The organism is Nonlabens ponticola (genome assembly GCF_003966335.1).
GTDB classification, from domain to species: Bacteria; Bacteroidota; Bacteroidia; order Flavobacteriales; family Flavobacteriaceae; genus Nonlabens; species Nonlabens ponticola.
Window position 1 is genome coordinate 2,285,292 of the sequence record NZ_CP034549.1, and the last position, 22,147, is coordinate 2,307,438.

Annotated in this window: 17 protein-coding genes; 10 read left to right on the top strand and 7 right to left on the bottom strand. The window is 39.6% G+C overall.

The genetic code is table 11. The features are described 5' to 3' along the window. Positions 1–31 precede the first annotated feature (31 nt). Positions 32–2,077 (bottom strand): HD family phosphohydrolase, encoded by a 2,046-nt coding sequence (locus EJ995_RS10435; RefSeq protein ID WP_126448263.1) that lies wholly within the window; start codon positions 2,075–2,077, stop codon positions 32–34. Between the two features lie 120 nt (positions 2,078–2,197). On the opposite strand from EJ995_RS10435, the gene EJ995_RS10440 reads away from it, so the two are divergent. Together EJ995_RS10440 and EJ995_RS10445 are read left to right on the top strand one after the other, a co-directional pair. Then, entirely contained in the window at positions 2,198–3,373 is a 1,176-nt protein-coding gene (locus tag EJ995_RS10440; RefSeq protein ID WP_126448265.1) for a thiolase family protein, read from the top strand. A 9-nt stretch (positions 3,374–3,382) separates the two neighbouring features. Next, on the top strand, positions 3,383–4,138 hold the full coding sequence (locus EJ995_RS10445; RefSeq protein ID WP_126448267.1) for a C40 family peptidase: 756 nt from the start codon (positions 3,383–3,385) through the stop codon (positions 4,136–4,138). A gap of 61 nt (positions 4,139–4,199) precedes the next feature. On the opposite strand, the gene EJ995_RS10450 is transcribed toward EJ995_RS10445, so the two are convergent. Together EJ995_RS10450 and gyrA are read right to left on the bottom strand one after the other, a co-directional pair. Continuing rightward, the gene (locus tag EJ995_RS10450; protein ID WP_126448269.1) at positions 4,200–5,375 is read right to left on the bottom strand and encodes a tetratricopeptide repeat protein; all 1,176 of its coding nucleotides are present in this window, start codon (positions 5,373–5,375) and stop codon (positions 4,200–4,202) included. A 12-nt stretch (positions 5,376–5,387) separates the two neighbouring features. Then, on the bottom strand, positions 5,388–7,907 hold the full coding sequence (gyrA, locus tag EJ995_RS10455; protein WP_126448271.1) for a DNA gyrase subunit A: 2,520 nt from the start codon (positions 7,905–7,907) through the stop codon (positions 5,388–5,390). 266 nt (positions 7,908–8,173) lie between these two features. Between gyrA and EJ995_RS10460 the strand changes: the two genes are divergently transcribed. The 3 genes from EJ995_RS10460 (at position 8,174) to EJ995_RS10470 (ending at position 11,733) form a co-directional block, all read left to right on the top strand. Continuing rightward, positions 8,174–10,723 (top strand): ATP-dependent Clp protease ATP-binding subunit, encoded by a 2,550-nt coding sequence (locus tag EJ995_RS10460; RefSeq protein WP_126448273.1) that lies wholly within the window; start codon positions 8,174–8,176, stop codon positions 10,721–10,723. A gap of 191 nt (positions 10,724–10,914) precedes the next feature. Next, a complete protein-coding gene (locus EJ995_RS10465) occupies positions 10,915–11,307 on the top strand; it encodes a hypothetical protein (RefSeq protein ID WP_126448275.1) in 393 nt (130 codons plus the stop codon). A 33-nt stretch (positions 11,308–11,340) separates the two neighbouring features. Continuing rightward, positions 11,341–11,733 carry a hypothetical protein gene (locus EJ995_RS10470; protein ID WP_126448277.1) on the top strand — a complete coding sequence of 131 codons (393 nt, stop codon included), beginning with the start codon at positions 11,341–11,343 and terminating at the stop codon, positions 11,731–11,733. A 48-nt stretch (positions 11,734–11,781) separates the two neighbouring features. On the opposite strand, the gene EJ995_RS10475 is transcribed toward EJ995_RS10470, so the two are convergent. Then, positions 11,782–13,311 (bottom strand): NAD(P)H-hydrate dehydratase, encoded by a 1,530-nt coding sequence (locus EJ995_RS10475; protein ID WP_126448279.1) that lies wholly within the window; start codon positions 13,309–13,311, stop codon positions 11,782–11,784. 134 nt (positions 13,312–13,445) lie between these two features. On the opposite strand from EJ995_RS10475, the gene gcvT reads away from it, so the two are divergent. Further along, positions 13,446–14,531, top strand: coding sequence for a glycine cleavage system aminomethyltransferase GcvT (gcvT, locus tag EJ995_RS10480; RefSeq protein WP_126448280.1), 1,086 nt, complete (start codon positions 13,446–13,448; stop codon positions 14,529–14,531). Positions 14,532–14,534: 3 nt separating this feature from the next. Then, positions 14,535–15,350, top strand: a complete 816-nt coding sequence (locus EJ995_RS10485) for a sugar nucleotide-binding protein (RefSeq protein ID WP_126448282.1) — start codon at positions 14,535–14,537, stop codon at positions 15,348–15,350. On the opposite strand, the gene EJ995_RS10490 is transcribed toward EJ995_RS10485, so the two are convergent. The 3 genes from EJ995_RS10490 to EJ995_RS10500 all read right to left on the bottom strand — a co-directional run bounded on the left by EJ995_RS10490 (position 15,347) and on the right by EJ995_RS10500 (position 18,775). After that, entirely contained in the window at positions 15,347–17,554 is a 2,208-nt protein-coding gene (locus EJ995_RS10490; RefSeq protein ID WP_126448284.1) for a PAS domain-containing sensor histidine kinase, read from the bottom strand. The genes EJ995_RS10485 and EJ995_RS10490 overlap by 4 nt on opposite strands. A gap of 71 nt (positions 17,555–17,625) precedes the next feature. Continuing rightward, positions 17,626–18,468, bottom strand: coding sequence for a 1,4-dihydroxy-2-naphthoyl-CoA synthase (locus EJ995_RS10495; RefSeq protein ID WP_126448286.1), 843 nt, complete (start codon positions 18,466–18,468; stop codon positions 17,626–17,628). 31 nt (positions 18,469–18,499) lie between these two features. Beyond that, the gene (locus EJ995_RS10500) at positions 18,500–18,775 is read right to left on the bottom strand and encodes a hypothetical protein (RefSeq protein WP_126448288.1); all 276 of its coding nucleotides are present in this window, start codon (positions 18,773–18,775) and stop codon (positions 18,500–18,502) included. A 130-nt stretch (positions 18,776–18,905) separates the two neighbouring features. On the opposite strand from EJ995_RS10500, the gene EJ995_RS10505 reads away from it, so the two are divergent. The 3 genes from EJ995_RS10505 (at position 18,906) to EJ995_RS10515 (ending at position 21,741) form a co-directional block, all read left to right on the top strand. Continuing rightward, on the top strand, positions 18,906–19,307 hold the full coding sequence (locus tag EJ995_RS10505; protein ID WP_126448290.1) for a DUF2452 domain-containing protein: 402 nt from the start codon (positions 18,906–18,908) through the stop codon (positions 19,305–19,307). A gap of 296 nt (positions 19,308–19,603) precedes the next feature. Further along, positions 19,604–19,963, top strand: coding sequence for a BlaI/MecI/CopY family transcriptional regulator (locus tag EJ995_RS10510; RefSeq protein WP_126448292.1), 360 nt, complete (start codon positions 19,604–19,606; stop codon positions 19,961–19,963). A 2-nt stretch (positions 19,964–19,965) separates the two neighbouring features. Continuing rightward, positions 19,966–21,741, top strand: coding sequence for a M56 family metallopeptidase (locus tag EJ995_RS10515; RefSeq protein WP_126448294.1), 1,776 nt, complete (start codon positions 19,966–19,968; stop codon positions 21,739–21,741). The last annotated feature ends 406 nt before the right edge of the window (positions 21,742–22,147 follow it).

Below are 22,147 nucleotides of genomic sequence, written 5' to 3' on the forward strand. Positions count from 1 at the left end.
ATGACCTGCCAAACATAAATTTATCTTTTTTCTATTCTGGATATTCAATGCGTAAATGATACATCCCAGCGAGCTTTTTCTTTATCACCGCCTTGAGCAACTCAATTTGTTTAAAAGTAATATCTGCATTTAAAAATTGTCCGGCTGCAATCTGGCTATCAATAATACTATCGACTAGTTTATCAATAGCAGCACTGGTAGGCGTTTTCAAACTTTTGGAAGCGGCCTCGACACTATCTGAAATCATTAGAATTGCCGTCTCAGGACTGAATGGTCGTGGGCCTGGATACTGATAGTCTGCGGTATCAATATCTGGGTTGATATTTTGAGCCTTTTTAAGAAAATAATATACCGTGTTGTCGCCGTGGTGTGTTCTTATAAAATCAATGATACGATCAGGTAACTTATACTTTTTGGCGATTTCTATACCATTAATGACATGATCAATGATGATCTCTGCACTTTCCTCAGGATCGAGATCATCGTGCGGATTGATTCCACTGCCTTGATTTTCGGTAAAGTAGGTTGGATTTCTCATCTTACCTATATCGTGATATAAGGCTCCTACCCTAACTAACATCGCATTTGCTCCTATTTCATTAGCAGCCGTCTCTGCAATATTTGCCACATTTAATGAGTGATGAAATGTTCCAGGTGCATTATTTGAGAGTTCTTTCAACAATTTAGAATTAGTATCAGACAGCTCTAGCAAACTTACATCGCTAACCATATTGAACATTTTTTCAAACACATAAATCAATGGCCATACAAATAGCATTGCCAGACCACACAGGACAAAATAAAGCACTCTATCCCATTCCCAGCCGCTTACACCACCTTGATAAATAGCGTAAAACGCAAAGTAAGACACAAAGTAAACGCCCACAATCTGGCTTACCGTTACAAACAGATTTGCTCGTTTATAAATCTCTTTACCCGATAAAATAGTAACGATACCTGCCATCATTTGTAAAAACAAATATTCACCACTAGAGGGCACCACAAAACTCAAGATAAAAATGATAATCACATGGCTGAACAATCCTAATCGCGCATCAAAAAAGGCTTTAAGAATCAAAGGCAACATACAAACCGGTACGATATATATATAATCAATGTTAAGCTTGAGAACCACTGATGTCAACACAGCAAATAAGCACAAGTTAAAATAAATGAATGCCAGCTTCTTATTGGTAGCGTACACAGCTGGTCTGTATTTATAAACAAATAGTAATAACATGGTGTACGCCATACCTACAAGAACCAGATAACCGGTAAGCTTCCAATTATACTGAGACTCTGTCCATGTTTGAGACTCATAACTACTGTTCAATGTTTCTAGGATACGCAATTTGCGTCCTTCCACAATTTCGCCTTGAGCGATAATCCTAGCATTTTGAGCAACCAGTCCTTGAGTGGGCAAGATCTTATCAAGCTCGCTTTGAATGTTTAAGTCCGTAAGCTGTTGATCAAAAAACACATTGGGTTTAAGTACCAGCAGTAACCGTTTTCTCAATCTATCTTGTAGTGCAATGTTTGAGATAGACAGTAAATCTTGACGTATGATTTCTTGTAATTCCTCAGGAATTATGAGATCATCATAGGCCAGCTGCGTGGAATTATCCTCATTCTTGAGTACAATCGGACTAATCCCTTCAAGATCCTGAGTATCCTCAAGATAACCACGCTCGTATACCTGCTTTAAGGATCTCTCAAGATTCTTGATGACTGGTCTCACTTCCTTTTTATATGTACTATCAGGAAGACTTGTTCTTATCGCTTCCTGCCATCCTTCAAAAGCTGTATTATATTTAAAAGGTTCCTTGTAAAAATGTCGTGGCGTTTGTGCAATTATCTCGGCCCTATCTTCTTTTAATTGTTGCTCACTCTTGAGTATAGGGAATTTGTAGGGTGCATAAAGTGTCTCATATTCCCATGGCTCACCTTCTACATAATCATATTTGAAACGATCACTTTTTGGAAAAAAGTAAACTGTTACCGCAGTAGAAAACATGACCAGCAAAATCTTGATGATTAAATCCTGCTGGGCGTACCATTTGATATTATTCAACTTCATTATTGCAAAGTAACTACATACTATTCATAATCAGGATGTTTTATTATTGGAAGTTTGACATTGTCCCATCCTTAGTAATAAAGAGGTATAATCCTTATTTTCGCAGTAAAAATAAGATTGATGAAAAAAGTAGTAATTGTTTCATATGCTAGAACACCAATAGGCTCATTTATGGGCGCTCTATCAGGCGTTCCTGCGACTCAATTAGGTTCTCATGCGATTAAAGGAGCTCTAGATAAAATTGATCTTGATCCTAGTGAGGTTCAAGAGGTTCTCATGGGCCACGTGGTACAGGCTGATACAGGGCAAGCACCTGCAAGGCAAGCTGCACTAGGTGCAGGTATTCATAAGAATGTACCATGTACTACGGTTAATAAGGTGTGCGCAAGTGGGATGAAAACCATCACCATGGCAGCTCAAGCAATTGCAGCAGGCGATTGCGAGGTAGTCGTCGCAGGTGGTATGGAAAATATGAGCCTGATACCTCATTATTCTTATATGAGAAAAGGGATCAAATTTGGTCCAGCTACTTTGACTGATGGTATGCAACGCGATGGACTAGTCGATGCCTATGATAAACAAGCCATGGGAACTTGTGCCGACCTCTGCGCTACAGAAAATGGTTTTTCTCGAGAAGATCAAGATGCATTTGCCATCCAATCTTATGAGCGTTCTAGAAAAGCTTGGGAATCGGGCAAATTTAATAATGAAGTTATCGCTGTTAACGTTCCACAAAGACGTGGTGATGATCTCGTTGTTGATACTGATGAAGAATTTAGCAATGTAAGGATGGAGAAAATCCCAGCACTGCGACCAGCATTTACTAAAGACGGTACTGTTACCGCTGCCAATGCCAGTACCATTAATGATGGTGCGGCAGCCGTCGTTCTTATGAGTGAAGAAAAGGCTCAGGAATTAGGTCTTAAACCACTTGCAAGAGTGATAGCTTATGCAGATGCTGCTCTGGAACCAGAGCGTTTTACCATGGCTCCATCACTCGCAATACCCAAAGCTCTCAAAAAAGCAAATTTATCTCTGGAAGACATTGATTATTTTGAGCTCAATGAGGCTTTTGCCGTTGTAGGTCTTGCTAATATGAAAGCACTAGGTATTAATGATTCTAATGTCAACGTTTATGGTGGCGCCGTTTCACTAGGCCATCCACTAGGTTGTAGTGGTACCCGCATCGTCAATACGCTACTTAGCACTCTTAAAAATGAGAACGGCAAGTACGGTGTCGCGGGAATTTGTAATGGTGGCGGTGGCGCGACTGCAATAGTTCTTGAAGCCTTATAAATAGCGCTCATGAAATACGGCATTTGTCCCATTTCCCTTGCACCATTGCGTTTACAAGCTGCTGACGCTAGTGAGATGGTGTCGCAAGTACTTTACGGTGAGTTATTTAAAGTAATCGAACATCGCAAGAAGTGGTCTAGAATTAGACTACACCTAGATGGTTATGAAGGCTGGATCGACAACAAGCAATATCAAGAAATTGACTCTATAGATTACCATAAATTGATAGATGATAATTTTGCTTTCGCGAAAGATCCCATCTCAATAGTCACTCATAGCGATGAAACATTAAGCACCTTAACCATAGGTGCACAAGTAAGCAGTGCTGCTTATTTCCAAGATTCTGTGGCTAATCAGCAATCTATTGATGAAGAAGATATTGCCAAATCAAATTTGATCAACACCGCACTCTTATTTTTAAATGCTCCTTATTTATGGGGCGGCAAATCTCCATTGGGTGTAGATTGTAGTGGATTTACACAACTCGTCTATCGACTCAATGACTTTCATTTAAAGAGAGATGCAAGCGAGCAAGCAACTCAAGGAGAAGTTCTCAGTTTTATAGAAGAGTCAGAGCCTGGTGATCTTGCCTTTTTTGACAATGCCGATGGTGATATCACTCACGTAGGCATTATTATGCAAGACAATCATATCATACATGCCCATGGCAAGGTGCGCATTGATAGACTAGATCAATCTGGTATATATAATGCTCAACTTAACACACATACCCATAAACTAAGAGTCATTAAAAAGATGATATAAAAAAACCGCAGAAATGATTTCTGCGGTTAGTATTATTTGCGAATTTATTTCAGATATAAGCCTACTTTAATTTCTCTGCTTTTTCAGTCATTCCCAAAGCGTTATACAAACTGATTAAAGTTCCTTTTGCCGAATCTAAATCTGGCTTTAATTCTAGTACCTTTTCTAGGTGAACAGTTGCATTTGTGTAAAGCTCAGTCTGTTCATCAACTGTGGTAGTTTCAAGATTACCTTTGTTGATATAAGCCGTTGCTAGATTGTTTTGGGTGAAAAAATCATTTGGCTCAATTGCTATACTTTTCTTATAGTAATCAATCGCTTGATCCCAGTTCTCCTTACTAGCGGCTGCTACAGCAAGATTCTTAAATACCGTTGGGTCTGTTATCTCTTTACTCAAGTTTTTTACAGCAGCCTCGTACTCATCTTGCATGTCTAGTGTTAGATAGATGTCTGCTTTGGCGATCTTGAAAGAATCATCGTTGCCGTATTTAGATTCTGCTTGAGTAAATAACGCTTTGGCAGCATCCAGGTCTTCCGTATTTCTAGTCAACCATATCAGGTTAGTAACGATAGACCCAGCGTCAGATGGAGTTTTTTCCATTCTCACATCCTTATAAGAACCAGAAAGTACAGCAAGATCAGCCGACTTTTTACTTGGGAATCTGGTCGTCTGCCCAGATGCAACATCTGTTGCTACAATTGATTCTGTGACGCCGGTATAACTCTTATCAAAAAGCACTAAGTAATTAGCCTTTGCGCCATCAAAATCTTGAACCTGATATGCAAGATTTGCTGCGTTAAAGCGCATTCTATCATTATCTGGACTTTGTGTCAAAAGATAGTTCACGATTTCCAGCGCTCCTGCTTTATCGTCTGCCGCTAGTTTATCTTGTGCCTTTTTGAATACAGCATTGACCGCTGCTTGCTTATAAACACCTAATTGATCATCATCATAGCCTTTTGACTCAACCTCGTTAAGTGTTTCAATAGCAGCCATTAAATCCTTTTCATCGGCTTTGATACTAGCTGTGTTACCTATCTTGAGAACAGCATCATAGTAATCATACTTGAGCCTGTAATCTTCTTCAACACTGCTTTCATCTATCTCATTAAATAAAGACCTAGCATCTGCTATTTTACCTTTACCAACTGCCTTTTCAACTTTTTTCAATTCCTTTTTCTGGGCAAAACCTATGGCGGCTACTGCTAGAAATAGTACTGTTAATTTTATTTTCATGATTATTTAGTTTTATTCTTCGCTGTCATCCTTTGCAAGGTCCGTACCACGATCTGTTAATTCGTCTGTTACTATGTCTGCTGCCTCGTCATCATCATCGTTTGCAACTTTCGCGACAGCGGCAATACTATCATTTCCTTTGAGATTGATCAATCGTACACCTTGTGTCGCACGACCCATGACTCTCATGTCACTCACATCGATACGTATGGCAACTCCAGATTTGTTGATAATCATAAGACCATCGCCGTCTTGGACGTTTTTAAGAGCAACCAGACCACCAGTTTTCTCAGTCACTGATATGGTTTTAACTCCTTTACCACCACGATTTGTTTCGCGATAATCTTCAAGACTGGATCGCTTACCATAACCTTTTTCAGAAACGACCAGGATATTTGATTCTGGATCATTCACGGCAACCATTCCTATCACCTCGTCATTATCATCTGCCAGTCTGATACCACGCACACCGCTGGCATTACGACCCATTGATCTAGTTTTCTTCTCATCAAAACGTATCGCTTTACCACTGCGTAATCCTAACATGATCTGGCTATCACCGGTTGTCAATTTTGCTTCTAGCAATGTATCGCCATCCTTGATGGTGATGGCATTGATACCATTGGTTCGTGGTCGAGAGTATTGCTCTAGTGACGTTTTCTTAACGGTACCTTTCTTAGTACACATAATCACATAATGAGAATTGATGTATTCCTCGTCCTTAATATCCTGCGTACAGATCACAGCTTTCACGCTATCGTCCGGCTCAATGTTGATCAAGTTTTGAATAGCTCGTCCTTTAGAAGTTCGGCTACCTTCTGGTATTTCATAAACCCGCATCCAGAAACACTTTCCTTTCTCTGTAAAGAAGAGCATGTACTGGTGATTAGTTCCCACAAAAATATCTTCAAGGAAATCTTCATCACGTGTGGTACTCGCCTTTTGACCTACACCACCGCGATTTTGGGTCTTATATTCGGTAAGACTTGTTCTTTTAATATAACCAGCATGCGAGATAGTAATGACAACTTGCTCATCTGGAATCATATCTTCAATGCTCAAATCACCACCAGCGTACTCAATCTGCGAGCGACGCTCATCGCCATACTTCTCACGTACCTCTTCTAGTTCTTCCTTGATGATCGCCATACGACGCTCCTTTTTGTCGAGGATATCTTTGAGATCAGCAATGGTTTTGATAAGCTCGTCATACTCGCTGCGCAGTTTATCCTGCTCAAGACCTGTCAATTGTCTTAAACGCATCTCAACGATCGCTCGTGCTTGAATTTCAGATAGATCAAATCGCTCGATTAATTTCTCACGAGCTTCTTCACCATTTGAACTAGCACGTATGAGCTTAATTACCTCATCGATATTATCACTGGCAATGATCAATCCTTCTAGGATATGGGCGCGCTCTTCTGCCTTGCGCAACTCATAAGTCGTACGTCTTACAACGACTTCATGTCTATGTTCCACAAAATGGTGGATCATATCTTTAACATTGAGCATCTCAGGACGACCGTTTACTAGCGCAATATTATTAACGCTAAACGACGATTGCAGCGCAGTATGCTTGTACAGTTTATTGATGACGATGTTAGGAATCGCATCACGTTTCAAAACGTAAACGATGCGCATTCCCTTTCTATCAGACTCATCACGTATGGATGAGATACCTTCTAGCTTCTTATCATTAATAAGGTCTGCCGTTTTCTTAATCATATCTGCCTTATTGACTTGATATGGCAGTTCATCTACAAGAATACACTCGCGACCTTTAACCTCTTCAATTCTTACACGACCGCGTATCTTGACACGACCGCGACCTGTATGCATGGCATCCTTTACACCATCATAACCATAGATAATACCACCAGTAGGAAAATCTGGAGCCTTGATATGCTGGATCAATTCATCGATCTCAATATCATTATTATCGATGTAAGCGATAGTTCCATCCACGACCTCAGTCAAATTGTGTGGTGGCATATTAGTCGCCATACCTACCGCTATACCGCTGGCGCCGTTGACTAGTAGATTAGGAATTTTAGTTGGAAGAACAGTTGGTTCAGATAACGTGTCGTCAAAATTGAGTTGCGTATCAACTGTTTCCTTATCAATATCCGCAAGCATCTCTTCAGATATTTTGCGCATTCTAGCCTCTGTATAACGCATGGCAGCTGGTGGATCACCATCTACACTACCAAAGTTTCCCTGACCATCAACGAGCATGTAGCGCAACGACCATTCCTGGGCCATACGCACCATGGTGTCATAGACTGATGTATCACCATGCGGGTGATATTTACCCAGTACCTCACCTACAATTCTCGCACTCTTTTTATATCCACGATTAGACAGTACGCCCAGCTCATACATTCCATAAAGGACACGTCTGTGCACAGGCTTGAGACCATCTCGCACATCTGGCAGTGCTCGTGACACTATGACCGACATCGAGTAATCGATGTAGGCTGATTTCATCTCATCCTCAATATTGATTGGGATTAACTTTTCTCCATCTGCCATTTAAAATCTTCTTTAGTTACCTTAAAAATTAACAACTAGCAATTTAATGAAATCACTATATATAATAAGGACTTTGGGCGATTTACACGTTGTTTTTATTAACACTTTGCACCTGTTCTTGTGGATAAGTTGTGATGCTCTCAAATCGTTGTTATAATGTGTGTTTTGATTACGCTTTCGCGAAAGCGTGCTCACATTAACGCGACTTTACTATACGGAACGCTTTTTGAATAATACTATTCATTACATTTAGACAAAGAAGTGATATGGACGATAATTTTTCACCACGAGTAAAAGACGTGATTGCCTACAGCAAGGAAGAAGCGCTGCGATTGGGTCACGATTTTATAGGAACTGAACATCTAATGCTAGGACTGTTGCGCGATGGTAGCGGTAAAGCAATTGATATATTAAACAATTTATCTGTTGATCTGGATCATTTGAGGCGCAAGGTTGAAATCTTGAGCCCAGCAAATCCAAGCAACAGTGGTACGGTAAACGAGAAGAAAAATCTGCATTTGACGCGCCAGGCAGAACGTGCTTTAAAGACTACATTTCTAGAAGCCAAACTTTTTCAAAGTACGTCAATCAACACGGCGCACCTACTATTATGCATCCTGCGCAATGAGAATGATCCTACTACAAAGCTGCTTAATAAGCTTAAGGTAGATTATGACAATGTTAAGGAAGAATTCAAACTTATGCTATCGCAGGATGATGGATATGTTGAAGACCCTATGGCGCAATCCTTTAGCGATGAGCCAGAAGACATGAAAGAAGGTGACAACGAGAATCTGTTTTCTCAAAGCGGCGATAAGAAAACCAATAAGAAGTCAAAGACACCGGTGCTGGACAACTTTGGTCGTGATCTAACCCGTATGGCCGAAGATGATAAACTTGATCCAGTAGTAGGTCGTACTGAGGAAATACAGCGCGTGTCGCAGATATTGAGCCGCCGCAAAAAGAATAACCCATTACTTATAGGAGAGCCTGGTGTTGGTAAAAGTGCCATTGCCGAAGGTCTTGCCTTGCGTATCGTACAACGTAAAGTATCGCGCATACTTTATGACAAGCGAGTCATAACACTTGATCTTGCTAGTCTTGTTGCTGGAACTAAATATCGAGGCCAGTTTGAAGAGCGCATGAAAGCTGTGATGAATGAGCTTGAGAAGAACGACGATATCATCCTATTTATAGATGAGATTCACACCATCGTTGGCGCTGGTGGCGCTGCTGGGTCACTAGATGCCAGCAATATGTTCAAACCAGCTCTAGCACGTGGAGAAATTCAATGCGTAGGTGCTACCACACTGGATGAATACCGTAACAGCATTGAGAAAGATGGCGCGCTTGAAAGACGTTTTCAAAAAGTAATGGTAGAACCTACTACGGTAGATGAGACCATTGAAATATTGAATAACATCAAGGAAAAATATGAGGATCACCACAATGTAGCATATACTGATGCTGCTATTGAGGCCTGTGTTAAACTAACTAGTCGCTATATGACTGATCGTTTTTTACCAGATAAGGCCATTGATGCATTAGATGAAGCTGGATCACGTATTCATATTGCCAATATTGAAGTACCTCAACAAATTCTTGATCTAGAAAAGCAACTTGAAGAAGTTAAGAAAGAGAAAAATACGGTGGTCAAAAAGCAGAAGTATGAACAAGCTGCTAAGTTGCGTGACGACGAGAAAAAACTAGAAAAAGCTCTGGCCGAGGCTCAAGAAGCTTGGCAGGAAGCGAGCAAACTGCAACGCGACACAGTGACTGAAGAAAATGTTGCCGAAGTAGTGAGCATGATGACAGGAATTCCTGTCAATCGTATTGCTACCAAGGAAATGAAAAAGCTTAAAGATCTTGATGGTACTATCACCGACCTAGTTATAGGCCAAGATAAAGCGGTAAATCAAGTCGTTAAGGCAATCCAGAGAAACCGTGCTGGTTTGAAAGATCCTAACAAGCCGATTGGTTCATTTATATTCTTGGGTCAAACTGGTGTTGGTAAAACCCAACTCGCCAAAGTGCTTGCCAAAGAACTCTTTGACTCTGATAGCTCATTGATACGTGTTGATATGAGTGAATACATGGAGAAATTTGCCATCTCACGATTGATAGGTGCGCCTCCAGGATATGTAGGTTATGAAGAAGGTGGCCAACTTACTGAGAAAGTGAGACGTAAGCCGTATGCTGTCATCCTACTTGATGAGATTGAAAAGGCGCATCCAGATGTGTTTAACATGTTGCTGCAGGTTCTTGATGATGGTTATTTGACGGATAGTTTGGGTCGCAAGATTGACTTCCGCAATACTATTATTATCATGACGTCAAATGTTGGTGCTAGAAAGCTTAAGGACTTTGGTTCTGGAGTAGGTTTTGGAACCAGTGCTCGTAAGATGGCCGAAGGCGACAATGCCCGTGGCGTTATTGAGGCTGCTTTGAAAAAAACCTTTGCACCAGAATTCTTGAATAGAATAGATGATGTAATCGTGTTTAATGCGCTAGAACGTGAGGATATACATAAAATCATTGACATTGAATTGAGTAAACTATTTGCTCGTATTGACGATCTAGGATACAAATTGACCTTAAGTACCGAAGCCAAAGATTATATAGCCGACAAAGGATTTGATAAGCAATATGGCGCCAGACCACTCAAGAGAGCTATTCAAAAATATATTGAGGACGCACTAGCAGAGGAAATCGTGAACAGTCAATTAACTGAAGGCGATAAAATCTTCATGGATCTCGATAAGGAGTCTAATGAGTTGATTGTCAAGATTGAAAAATCAGTCGAGTCCACGGAATAATACTTTTAAATAATTAATTTGAAACCATCCAGCTGCTTTTTAACGAGCAACTGGATGGTTTTTTCATTTACGAAAACGTTGGATTAAAACAGAAACAGGCAATTCATCGATTTATATTCTCAGTTCAAAACATTTCATGACCCAACACTTGTATAGGTCTAATTTTGTGTCAGTTATGTAAAAATACTGTCATGAAACTATTAGAATTAGAATTTGGTACATTCCTATTAGATGATAACTATGTTATTGGCGAGATCAATGAGGGCGTGCATGTGGACCTTCAGATCAATGCAATTATAGACAACTTGATACGTGAACATTATGGCAATCAACCTATAGGTTATATAAGTAGACGTATCAATGATTACAGTGTTGATCCTCTAGTTCATCAATCAAATCTTGAGAATAGTATTATTCAAACCTTTGCCGTAGTAGATGGAAAAAAAGAGGATCCTGCTGTTTATGAAAGTGAGACCCGATTCCTAGATTCTGATCAAGTGCGATTCTTTTCTAAGACCAGACAAGCTATCGCCTGGACACGCACTACAAGTCGTTTTCCTATTGACGTCGCTCAACTTAATTAGTGAATATTTCAATAGTAACTTCAAACTAATCTTATGAAATTAATACACTTAGAATTCGGAAGATTCGAGCTTCACGATCATTATGTAGTAGGTGAAATTTTTGAGGGTGTACATTTTGACCATGACCTCAATCAAATAGTAAAAGATCTTGCTATGGAAAATTATGGCCCCATTAAAAAAGTAGGCTACATAAGTGTGAGGCGTCATAATTATAGTGTTGATCCATTGGTGCATTTTGAGAATAAACGCTTCCAAATACTCAATAGTGTGGCCGTGGTAAATGTTAGAGAAAACTCTAGACCTACTCACGATATCGAGGCATGTTTTTACTGGAAGAATAGATTAAAAGGCTTTGATGATCAACAAGTAGCACTTAACTGGACGCAAAGAATGCTAGATCAATCACAAAAAACATTGCTTAATTAGATTTTAATTCAACCTTTTCCTCATCCAACTATTTTCAGGACCTACCTACTAGGAGTTACTAGCCTCAGGATTTCTAAATAGTTGTAGGATCGCTGCGCCTATGAAGTTAGAAATCAAGCTTGCCTTCAAGCCTTCATGAGCATAACTCTGCGCCACTAGGTCACCTGCCGCACCATGAATGTACACGCCAAAAACTGCTGCCATTAACGGCTCATAACCTTGAGCGATAAGGCTGGAAATCATACCTGCCAGCACGTCACCACTACCAGCCGTCGCCATTCCTGGATTACCAGAATCATTTATGTACACGTGATCACCAGATACTGTCATCGTGTGAGCGCCTTTTAACACCAGTATTACATCATATTTTTTAGAAAGTTCTTTGGCTTTTTCAAGTCGCTCCGTACTGTTATTCCACTTACCGACCAATCTTTCTAATTCACCATCATGCGGTGTTAAAATGGATTGTGCTGGGACTTCCTTTAAGAATGCTCGCTTGTTGGCCAATATATTGAGTCCATCGGCGTCTATGACTATGGGTGATGATTGATATTTTATAGCTTTCGCGAAAGCTGAAACAGTAACGTCATCCTGCCCTATACCTGGTCCAATACACATCACATAATCTTTAACAGGAATCCTGATGTCACTTAAAGCATGGTCATCATCGTCCAACAATGTCATTACCTCTGGCAAGCTAGTCTGCATAATGATATCGCCATCATTTGGGATATAAGCCGTGACCTTACCAGCACCAGCATTAATGGCAGCACCAGCACACAGTACCGCAGCACCCATGGTGCTTTCATGACCAGCGACACAAACAACATGACCGTAATCTCCTTTATGGGTGAATTTCTTTCTAGGCTTATAAATGTTTTGTGCAGCTTCTCTAGTTATCAACGTAGCAATAGGTTGCGCCTGATTGATATATGCCGGATCCAATCCTATATCGATGACTTCAAAAGTCCCAACAAAATCACCTGTATCTACCTGAAAAAAGCTCAGTTTGGGAGTTTGAAAAGTGAACGTGTGATCTGCCTTGATAATCGCAGAGTTTTCTGGTTGTGCTGTATCTGCCAATAGACCGCTGGGCATATCGACCGCTACGGTAAATGCTTGGGTGGCGTTGATGGCTTCAAATAAATCTGCCATCCATCCATCAACTGGCCTGTTGAGTCCAGTGCCAAAAATCGCGTCAACAACAATATCGCCATTATCAATAGCAGGAATGTCATCCTTACAATCTAGAAGTATCGGCCAATCTTTAGTAATATCTTTAATACGTTCATAATTCTTAAGAAAATCATCTGATCTATGCTTGCTACAATTTGTAATGTAGGTGGTTACATGATATCCATGTTGTATCATATGCCTTGCTATAGCAAGACCATCACCACCATTATTCCCAATACCACAAAATATTTTAATAGGTACGGGTGCGCCATTAAGTCGCTGATGCATGCGCTCAAAAACTAATTGCGCAACGCGCTCCATGAGTTCATCGCTGGTAATGTTTTGCGATTTGAGTGTGGCTTGATCTGCTTGAGCTAATTGCTGTGCACTTAATATTTTCAAGATTCAGTATTTTGAGATGCAAGTTAACACATAAGTTTCATGCTCATTTAGCGTACTAGTTCTTAGAATTAAAGGGTTGGTGGCTGTGATAACCTGTTTCTTAATTTATACATTTGCCGCTCAAAATTGACCTTATGAAAAATACGGCTCTAACAGCAATACATAAATCTTTAGGTGCTAAAATGGTTCCCTTTGCAGGCTTCTACATGCCAGTTCAATATGAAGGCGTGACGATTGAACATCATACCGTACGCAATGATGTAGGAGTTTTTGATGTATCACATATGGGTGAGTTTTTAATCAGCGGCCCTAATGCACTAGAGCTTATACAGAAAGTATCGTCAAATGATGCCGCCGTACTTTTTCCTGGTCGTGCCCAATACGCTTATTTACCTAATGATAGCGATGGTATTGTTGATGACATGCTGGTTTATCAAATTAAAGATGAGCAATACCTACTAGTAGTCAACGCATCTAATATTGACAAAGACTGGAGTCACATTGAAAAGGCTAATACTATGGGCGCCGACATGCGCAACTTGAGCGATGATTACTCCTTACTTGCCATTCAAGGCCCTAAAGCAGTTGAGGCGATGCAGTCATTAACATCGGTCGATCTAGCTTCTATCAAATATTATCATTTTAAAGTTGCAGATTTTGCTGGTATCGACAATGTGATTATAAGCGCCACTGGATATACTGGTAGTGGTGGATTTGAAATTTATTGCAAAAATGACGAAGTAGAACAAATATGGAATAAAGTATTTGAGGCTGGAGCATCTTTTAATATCAAACCTATTGGACTTGCCGCAAGAGACACTTTAAGATTAGAAATGGGCTTCAACCTATACGGCAATGATATAGACGAGACCACGAATCCTATTGAAGCTGGTCTAGGTTGGGTTACTAAATTCAATAAAGATTTCATCAATAAAGAGTCCATCGAACAGAGTAAACTCAAAGGTGTACCGCGCAAACTGGTAGGTTTTACCATGGATGAAAAAGCAATACCTAGAGGTGGTTATATAATCAATAATGAAGAAGGTGAAGAAATGGGTATTGTCACCAGCGGCACCATGTCACCTTCTATGACTATTGGGATTGGCTTAGGATATGTTCCTGTAGCAGCAGCAGTTCCTGGTTCAAAAATCCATATTCAAATACGTAAGAAATCTGTTCCTGCAACTGTTGTTAAATTACCTTTCTACAAGAAATCCTAATATTTGAATAGAGTACTCATCATAGGTGGTAGTGGATTTATAGGCAATGCGATCTATAAAGAACTAGCACCATTTTATAACGTACACGCTACCTATCTTACTGATAATAGTGTCTTTGAGAAGAACAAGCATTATCATCAATTTGATATGGAGCTTGAGATGGTTCATGGGTTACTCAACGATCTTAAACCTAATTTTATCATTAGCGCATTGCGAGGCAATGTAAATGGTCAAGTGCATCTGCATGATCAACTTATTTCATGGGTTAAAAAGCATAATGATTCTAGGGTCATATTTCTTTCAAGTGCCAATGTTTTTGATCGTTTCTCCAATTTTCCAAGTTATGAATACGACAAGACGTTCTCTGAAAGTATTTATGGTAGATTCAAGATCAAAATAGAGAACAACCTATTGCGCATGGCCGCCAACAAGTTTGTGATATGTCGCATACCTATGATCTTTGGTGCAGCTAGTCCGCGAGTTCAAGAACTACACAAGCAAATCAAATCTCAAGAAGCGATTGAAGTATTTCCTAACGTGGTCTTGAATGCGACCTACATTGATAAGCTAGTTCAACAAATACATTACATCATCAATAGAAGACGTCGTGGTATTTTTCATTTGGGAAGTAAGGATCTAGTTCATCATAGCGAACTCATTGAGGATATTTGTACTCTTATCTCGCCTGAAGAGGCGAAATTCAAACAGGTTTTTGACTCTAATGAGGATCGACAGTTGAGCGTATTGCCTAAGGATAATATGCTACCCAAACATCTACAATTAACGATCGACGAGGTGGTGCAAAGTTGTTTTGTTTAATCAACAAGATTATACACAAGAGGTATACTTAAACTCACGGTGGTTCCTTGACCTACCTCACTACTTATATCGATATTACCGTCAATAAGCGGTAGATATTTCGCCACAAAACTCAACCCCAAACCTAGACCTTCAAATTCTCTAGTCAAGCCTTCGCTAGCCTGTTCAAATGGTCTTAATATTTTTTGGATCTTAAATTCTGGGATACCGATACCAGTATCTCTAATAACCAACTTTAAATTGTTTCCTACTGTCAAGGCATTCACGTGTATGTATCCTTGATGGGTAAACTTAACGGCATTACGCAATAGATTGTTGACAGTTTGCTGTAAACACAGAAGATCTGCCTTTACATAAACATCCTCATTAAAATTATCAAACCTCAAGTCTAATCCTTTATTATCAGCGGTAGTTTTGATCGTGATAATAGAGTCCTCGATGAGCTTATTAAAATGAATTGTTGTACTCACATGCTTAAACTTCTCAAGGTTTGAAGTGCTGTTAATTATATTATCTACGGTATTTGTCAATCGATCTGCACTTTCCTTTTGAGCCTTTACCAACAGGTCTTTTTCTTGATCAGTGACCTTTCCTTCTAACAACAATTTTGAGGATTGCAATAATCCATGTAATGGTGTCTTTATCTCATGCCCTATCTTGTTGATAAGCTCGCTTTTATACTGATTGACATGGGTAAGTTGATCTCGATAATCTTCCAATTGCTCTTGTACATTTTTCTGTTCAGTCAAATCAAATAGATAGAAAACGTACCCATCTACTAGTCTCTCGTAGTTCAAGACTGGTTTACACATGGCATCATATGAAGTTTCCTGCGATGTAAAAGAATCCAGTTTAATCTCCTTTCGGTAATCGTTACCGCTGTCAAGAGTACGCTTTATAATATTGACCTTCAAGCCATCATGATCAGAAAGTAACTCAGTAAATGAGGTTTTCTTAAGAATAGGATTATAGCCTAATTTCTCCATGAAATGTTCCAAAGATCTAGCATCCATGCCCATAACACGCCAATCTTTATCCAACATAAAACTGCGGACAAAGGTGTTATCAAGCAGCGTGCGCATGTAATAATTATGCTTATCCTGTAGTTGCGTGATACGGTATTTATCTTCTACATCAATAAGATTACCTACAAGTTTGATAGGATTACAATCGTTATCCAGCACTTTAAAGCCATGAACCTCAAAGTGTTTATATTGACCAGCGCCGTTACGCAGTCTGTAAGCATTGACATAATATTGACTATCGTTGTTAAGCTCCTTTAAATGTTGGGCTACTGCCTCTACTCGATCCTCAGGATGTATGAATTGTCTAAAAACTTCTTCTGGAAGATCGTCCGGTAACAGCATATGATCACGGAAGGCATCACTATAAAAAACCTTGTCAGTCACTAGATCATGTGTAAAGTAACCAGAATTAATAGCTCTCAAGGCTAGATCCATATTTGCTTTAGTCTCTTCTAGCTCTAGCGCCTGCTCATGACGCACTGTGATATCCTGCATGGTTCCATAAACAAATACTACTTGATCGTGGCGTATTTCTGGTTGAGCAGTAACTCTTACCCATTTTTTAGCACCTTTAAAAGTGCGCACCTCAACCACTACATCATAGGATTGTTGTTGTAGATAAAAGTTGTCCAAAGTCTGATTGAAAAAATCAACGCTACCAGGCGCGATGAAATCCCATATCGTATCACGACTTACCGGTATTTTTTCTGGAATATCCAGTATATCAAAAATCACATCAGTCCAGTGAGCGACATCTAGTTCTGGATTATATGTCCATCCACCTAGACTTACCGTATCGTTTACCTTTTTCAAGGTTTTGAACTGCTCATGATCGCTGGTAACATCAAGTGCAATTACATAAATAAGACCATTGCGCAATCCAGCATTGCAATTAAGATAGACAGGTGATCCATTGGGCTTAAAAAGCTTCACAGTATGGTTACAAACATCACCATCATCCTTGAGACTGCCCACAAGTTTATGCCAGTCCTCTTGATCAGCGAGAAGTGAAGTCAAGAAACCTTTTTCAAATTTTTCCTCGCTTACCTGCGCGACGTTATAAAATTCTCCATTTGCCTGCTCAACGCGAGAATCACGGCTCAACACTAGCGATAAAACGCAGGTATTTACAATAAGATCTTTATAAGGGAAAGCGCTCTCGTCTATTTTGGCATTCATAATTACTGCGTAAAAGTGCCTTAATATACAAAAACCGCTAATCTCTTGAAGAAAAACGAGTTACAATACCGTTATGGCAACCATTTATCACTGCCAAAGTCAGGTTTGCGCTTCTGTAAAAATGCATCTCGACCTTCCTTTGCCTCGTCAGTCATGTAGATAAGCCTGGTCATCTCGCCAGCAAACACTTGCTGTCCTACCATTCCATCATCCACGGCATTCATGGCAAACTTTGCCATCTTGATCGCGGTAGGTGATTTTTCCATGATTTCCTGTGCCCAGTCATAAGCTGTTTGATCTAACTCATCGTGTGGAACCACGGCGTTGACCATACCCATTTCCATGGCTTCTTGTGCATTGTAATTGCAGCCTAAAAAGAAAATCTCTCTCGCTTTCTTCTGTCCTACCATTTTTGCTAGGTAGGCACTACCATAACCAGCATCGACGCTCGCGACATCAAGGTCAGTTTGCTTAAATATGGCGTGTTCTTTACTAGCAATTGTCATATCACATACTACGTGCAGACTGTGTCCACCACCTACTGCCCAACCAGGCACAGCACAAATCACAACTTTGGGCATGAACCGTATCATGCGTTGCACCTCAAGGATATTCAATCTACCAGTACCAGCGCTATCCTTGTAACCATCCTTACCACGAGCATTCTGGTCACCACCACTGCAAAATGCCCAGCCACCATCCTTAGGACTGGGACCTTCACCAGTCAAAATGACCACACCTATGGATAGGTCCTCTTGCGCATCATAAAAAGCGTCAATAAGCTCGCTTACCGTTTGCGGGCGGAAGGCGTTGCGCACCTCTGGTCTATTGAACGCGATGCGCGCGACGCCATTGGCTTTTTTGTAGGTAAGGTCTTTGTATTCCTTGGCTGTTTTCCAGTCGATAACACTCATAAAATCTGTTTATGCTCAAAGATAGAACGCTCTACCCTTTATACCATATCCTGATGATCTGGAAATTACTCACCGTATGGCCGCCTGTATAATATTGAATTGTACCATCCGTAAACGCTTGTTTATTCTTATAGATATTAGGAAGAACCACCGTTTCTACGTTCACAATCTCCTTATTATAATTCTTTCTCACCCATTCATTGGCACGGCTCAGAACAGCTTCTAGATTCTCATAAGTAGTTGAACCCCAAAAACTCTTTTCTAATGCTTTTGGCTCAAAGTCGATGTAGTTGATTTCGTTTATCATGTCTATAAGTTGCAGTATGATTGTGGTTGTTACGCTTTCGCGAAAGCAAAATTCTCATAAATCAATTTACCAAAAACAAAAATCTCGTTAACTACCGTAGTTACTGCAAGCTAGCCACTAAATTTGCCATATGGCACAGGAAAAGAAACCAGACGCAATTGTATTTGACGAAGAAAGTGGCACCTATAATGCCGCATTGTTACCGTATGCCAGCGGTGTAGGCGCACCCAAAATCACAACGCCAGACATCACTTCCTGGAAGCAAAACAATATAAATAAAGTCAATCACGAGATCAAATCGCAGTTTGACCAACTAAAGGCGCAATATGACGCCATGGTGAAAAAATATGAGGACAATCAAGTGGTCTATGGTGCCAAATTCTCTTTTGAACCCATAGTTGGCGAGACCTATCATCTATATCGAGGCCGCAAGAATGATTTCCTATCTGTGATTTCACCATCCGAGTGTACCTGGGAACACATAGGTAGTTACCGCTTGTCCAGCGAGAAATTGTGGGTAGAAATAGACTAGTATTCAGTATTCAGTATTCAGTATTCAGTATTCAGTATTCAAGAAAAATCTTTTTAAGTGAATATGCATCTTATGTTAAGCTTCAATTTGAATACATCAAGTTTACTTGACTTGCTTCAAAGTTTGAACCACTTGTTTCCCTTGAGGGAAATGTCGAAGACAATGGGTGTTTTTTCAGTATTCATGTTTTGGTTCAAGACATCAAATTCAGCTTACGTTTCTTTCTAGCACGTTTATAACTAAAATATTAGTTTAACTAAATAATTAGTTTATATTTGAACTAAAGATTTAGTTTCATGAAGACACTTACCCAAGCTGAAGAAGAGATCATGCAGATTCTATGGCAACTCAACGAGGCAAATGTTGCCAGCATTATCGAGCAGATGCCAGAGCCCAAACCTGCCTATAATACGGTGTCGACCATCACACGAATACTAGAAAGTAAGAAGTTTGTGAATTATCGCAAACAAGGCCGTGGTCACATCTACTACCCTATCGTGAGTAAAAAGGACTATACGCGAGCGACGGCAGGTAAACTGGCGAGCAATTATTTTAAGGGTTCTTATAAGAGTATGGTGTCTTTTTTCATGCAGCAAGAACAATTAAGTGTGCAGGATCTCGAGGACATCTTGAAGGAAATGAATAAAAAATCATAGACATGACACATCTATTACACAGCTGCGTGCTTGCACTCCTTTTATATGGTCTTTATAAGCTATTGCTTAAAAATAGCGGTGGTTTTCAAATACATCGCGCTTATCTGCTATTGATACCAGTGCTAGCGGCTGTTCTACCGTTTGTGGTATTACCGTTTGCTTTTGGCATCGATTATCAAGAAACAACAGCAACCTTATCTCAGCCTGCAATCGTTGTACAGGAGTCTGTAATTCAAACCAGTTCTACATTGCTAATTGAACAAGAGCCAAGGATCACGTGGCCGCAATTATTATTAGCGATTTATGCAGCTGGATTTCTGGTGGCTGCCATACTTTTTATCATCAAGCTAGCGCGACTTAATGAATGGATCGATAATGGTAAAACGACTTATCGCGACGATATTTGCATTACTCAGGTGGATAATTTACCTGCAGCATTTTCATTTTTAAATCGTGTTTACATAGGTAGTGACCTCGATGATAAAGATTACCAGCACATTCTCACGCATGAGTTAACTCATATTAAACAACGTCACAGCTGGGATCTACTGTTTTATGAAATCCTGAGAATTGCTTTTTGGTTTCATCCTGTTGTTTATCTAGCTCAAAGAGATTTGAAAATGGTCCACGAGTACATCGCAGATGAGCAAACAATACAAATACATGGCAAGCAATCCTATTATGAGAATTTATTGAGGCAAGTAATGGATTGTCCCGATTACTCTTTTGCAAACTCCTTCTATAAACTTAACACTATTAAAAACCGAATTAAAATGATACACCACACACAAAAACACAGATTCCCATACCGTAAACTCTTATGGGTATTACCTATTCTATTTACCAGTTTGATCTATACGGCTTGTACATCGGATAATGAAGAAGCCGAAAATGCCAACAACGATGTTCTGGAAAAAATTGAGCAAACTAATTTTCTAGAAGGTTTAGATTTCAATCAAGTAGATTACTATTCTGGTGTAAGTGAAGAAGGTAAAAAGCTGGTTGAACGCCTTATCAAGGAGAACAACGGAAAACTGCAAATGGATGGTAAAGATTTATCGGACACTGAATATGAACTTTTTGTCAAATCCACTCGAAGAGTGTTGCAAAACGGAGCTTCAGTATATAAAAATGACGATAAATCAACAACAGTTGAAGTCTATCAGGTACCAGGAAAGGATCCAGAGTTTATCATTAACCATGACGGTAAAACTTTATCACCAAAGGAATTTTTAGGTTTTAGTCGAGGTTTTATGGATGCGTCTGGTAATTCCTTGAATATTGCTGATGGAAAGGTTTCGAAATCCTACAGTACTTTTAATGATGAAAAGGAATTGATTGAAATTATAGAAGTCGTTGAAGTCGTTGAAATAGATGAAGATGTGTCGGTAAGACAACCAACTGATGATGATATCATAGAAGTACCTATCGCCACAGTTCCTTTTGCTATTATTGAAGAATTTCCTACTTACCCTGGCTGCGCTGGTTCCAATCAGGAACGTAAAGACTGTATGCAAGAGAACATTTCTCAGTTTATTAATAATAACTACAACACCTCAGTAGCTAGCGACATGAAAGGTTCGCAAAAAATAAGGGTGCAATTTACGGTTGGTATTGATGGTCAGGTAAGTGACATTAAGACTAGAGCAGCAAATTCAAAACTGGAGCAAGAAGCCGCTCGTGTAATAAAAATGCTACCAGTAATGAAACCAGGACTGCAACGCGGCAAAGAAGTCAATGTGCTTTATAGCCTACCTATCATCATTGAAGGAGCATAATAGATCAGTCCTAAGTATTGTATTAGAAAAATCCAGATCCATCCGATCTGGATTTTTACTTTTAAACCGATTAAACGTTCAGTTTATCGATTTAATTACTTTGTATAACATAGTACTGTAACAAATTAATAAATCGGTCGTCTTTTAGATATAACCTTAAACTTTATATTATGAAAGCTTCAACAACATTACACGAGACAAGAGAATTGATCAACAAGAGATTCCGTCCAGAGCGTACGTTCTCAGAGAATTGGAATACTCGTAGAAGATATAGATTGGCTTAAACCATGTTTATCTTCAAGATCATTCAAATGATCAACTTTCGTTAGAATCCTTTGTTACACTGACAAAGGATTTTTTTATTGCTTTTAACTTGACTATTAGAGGATACGAGTACTTTTGTTAA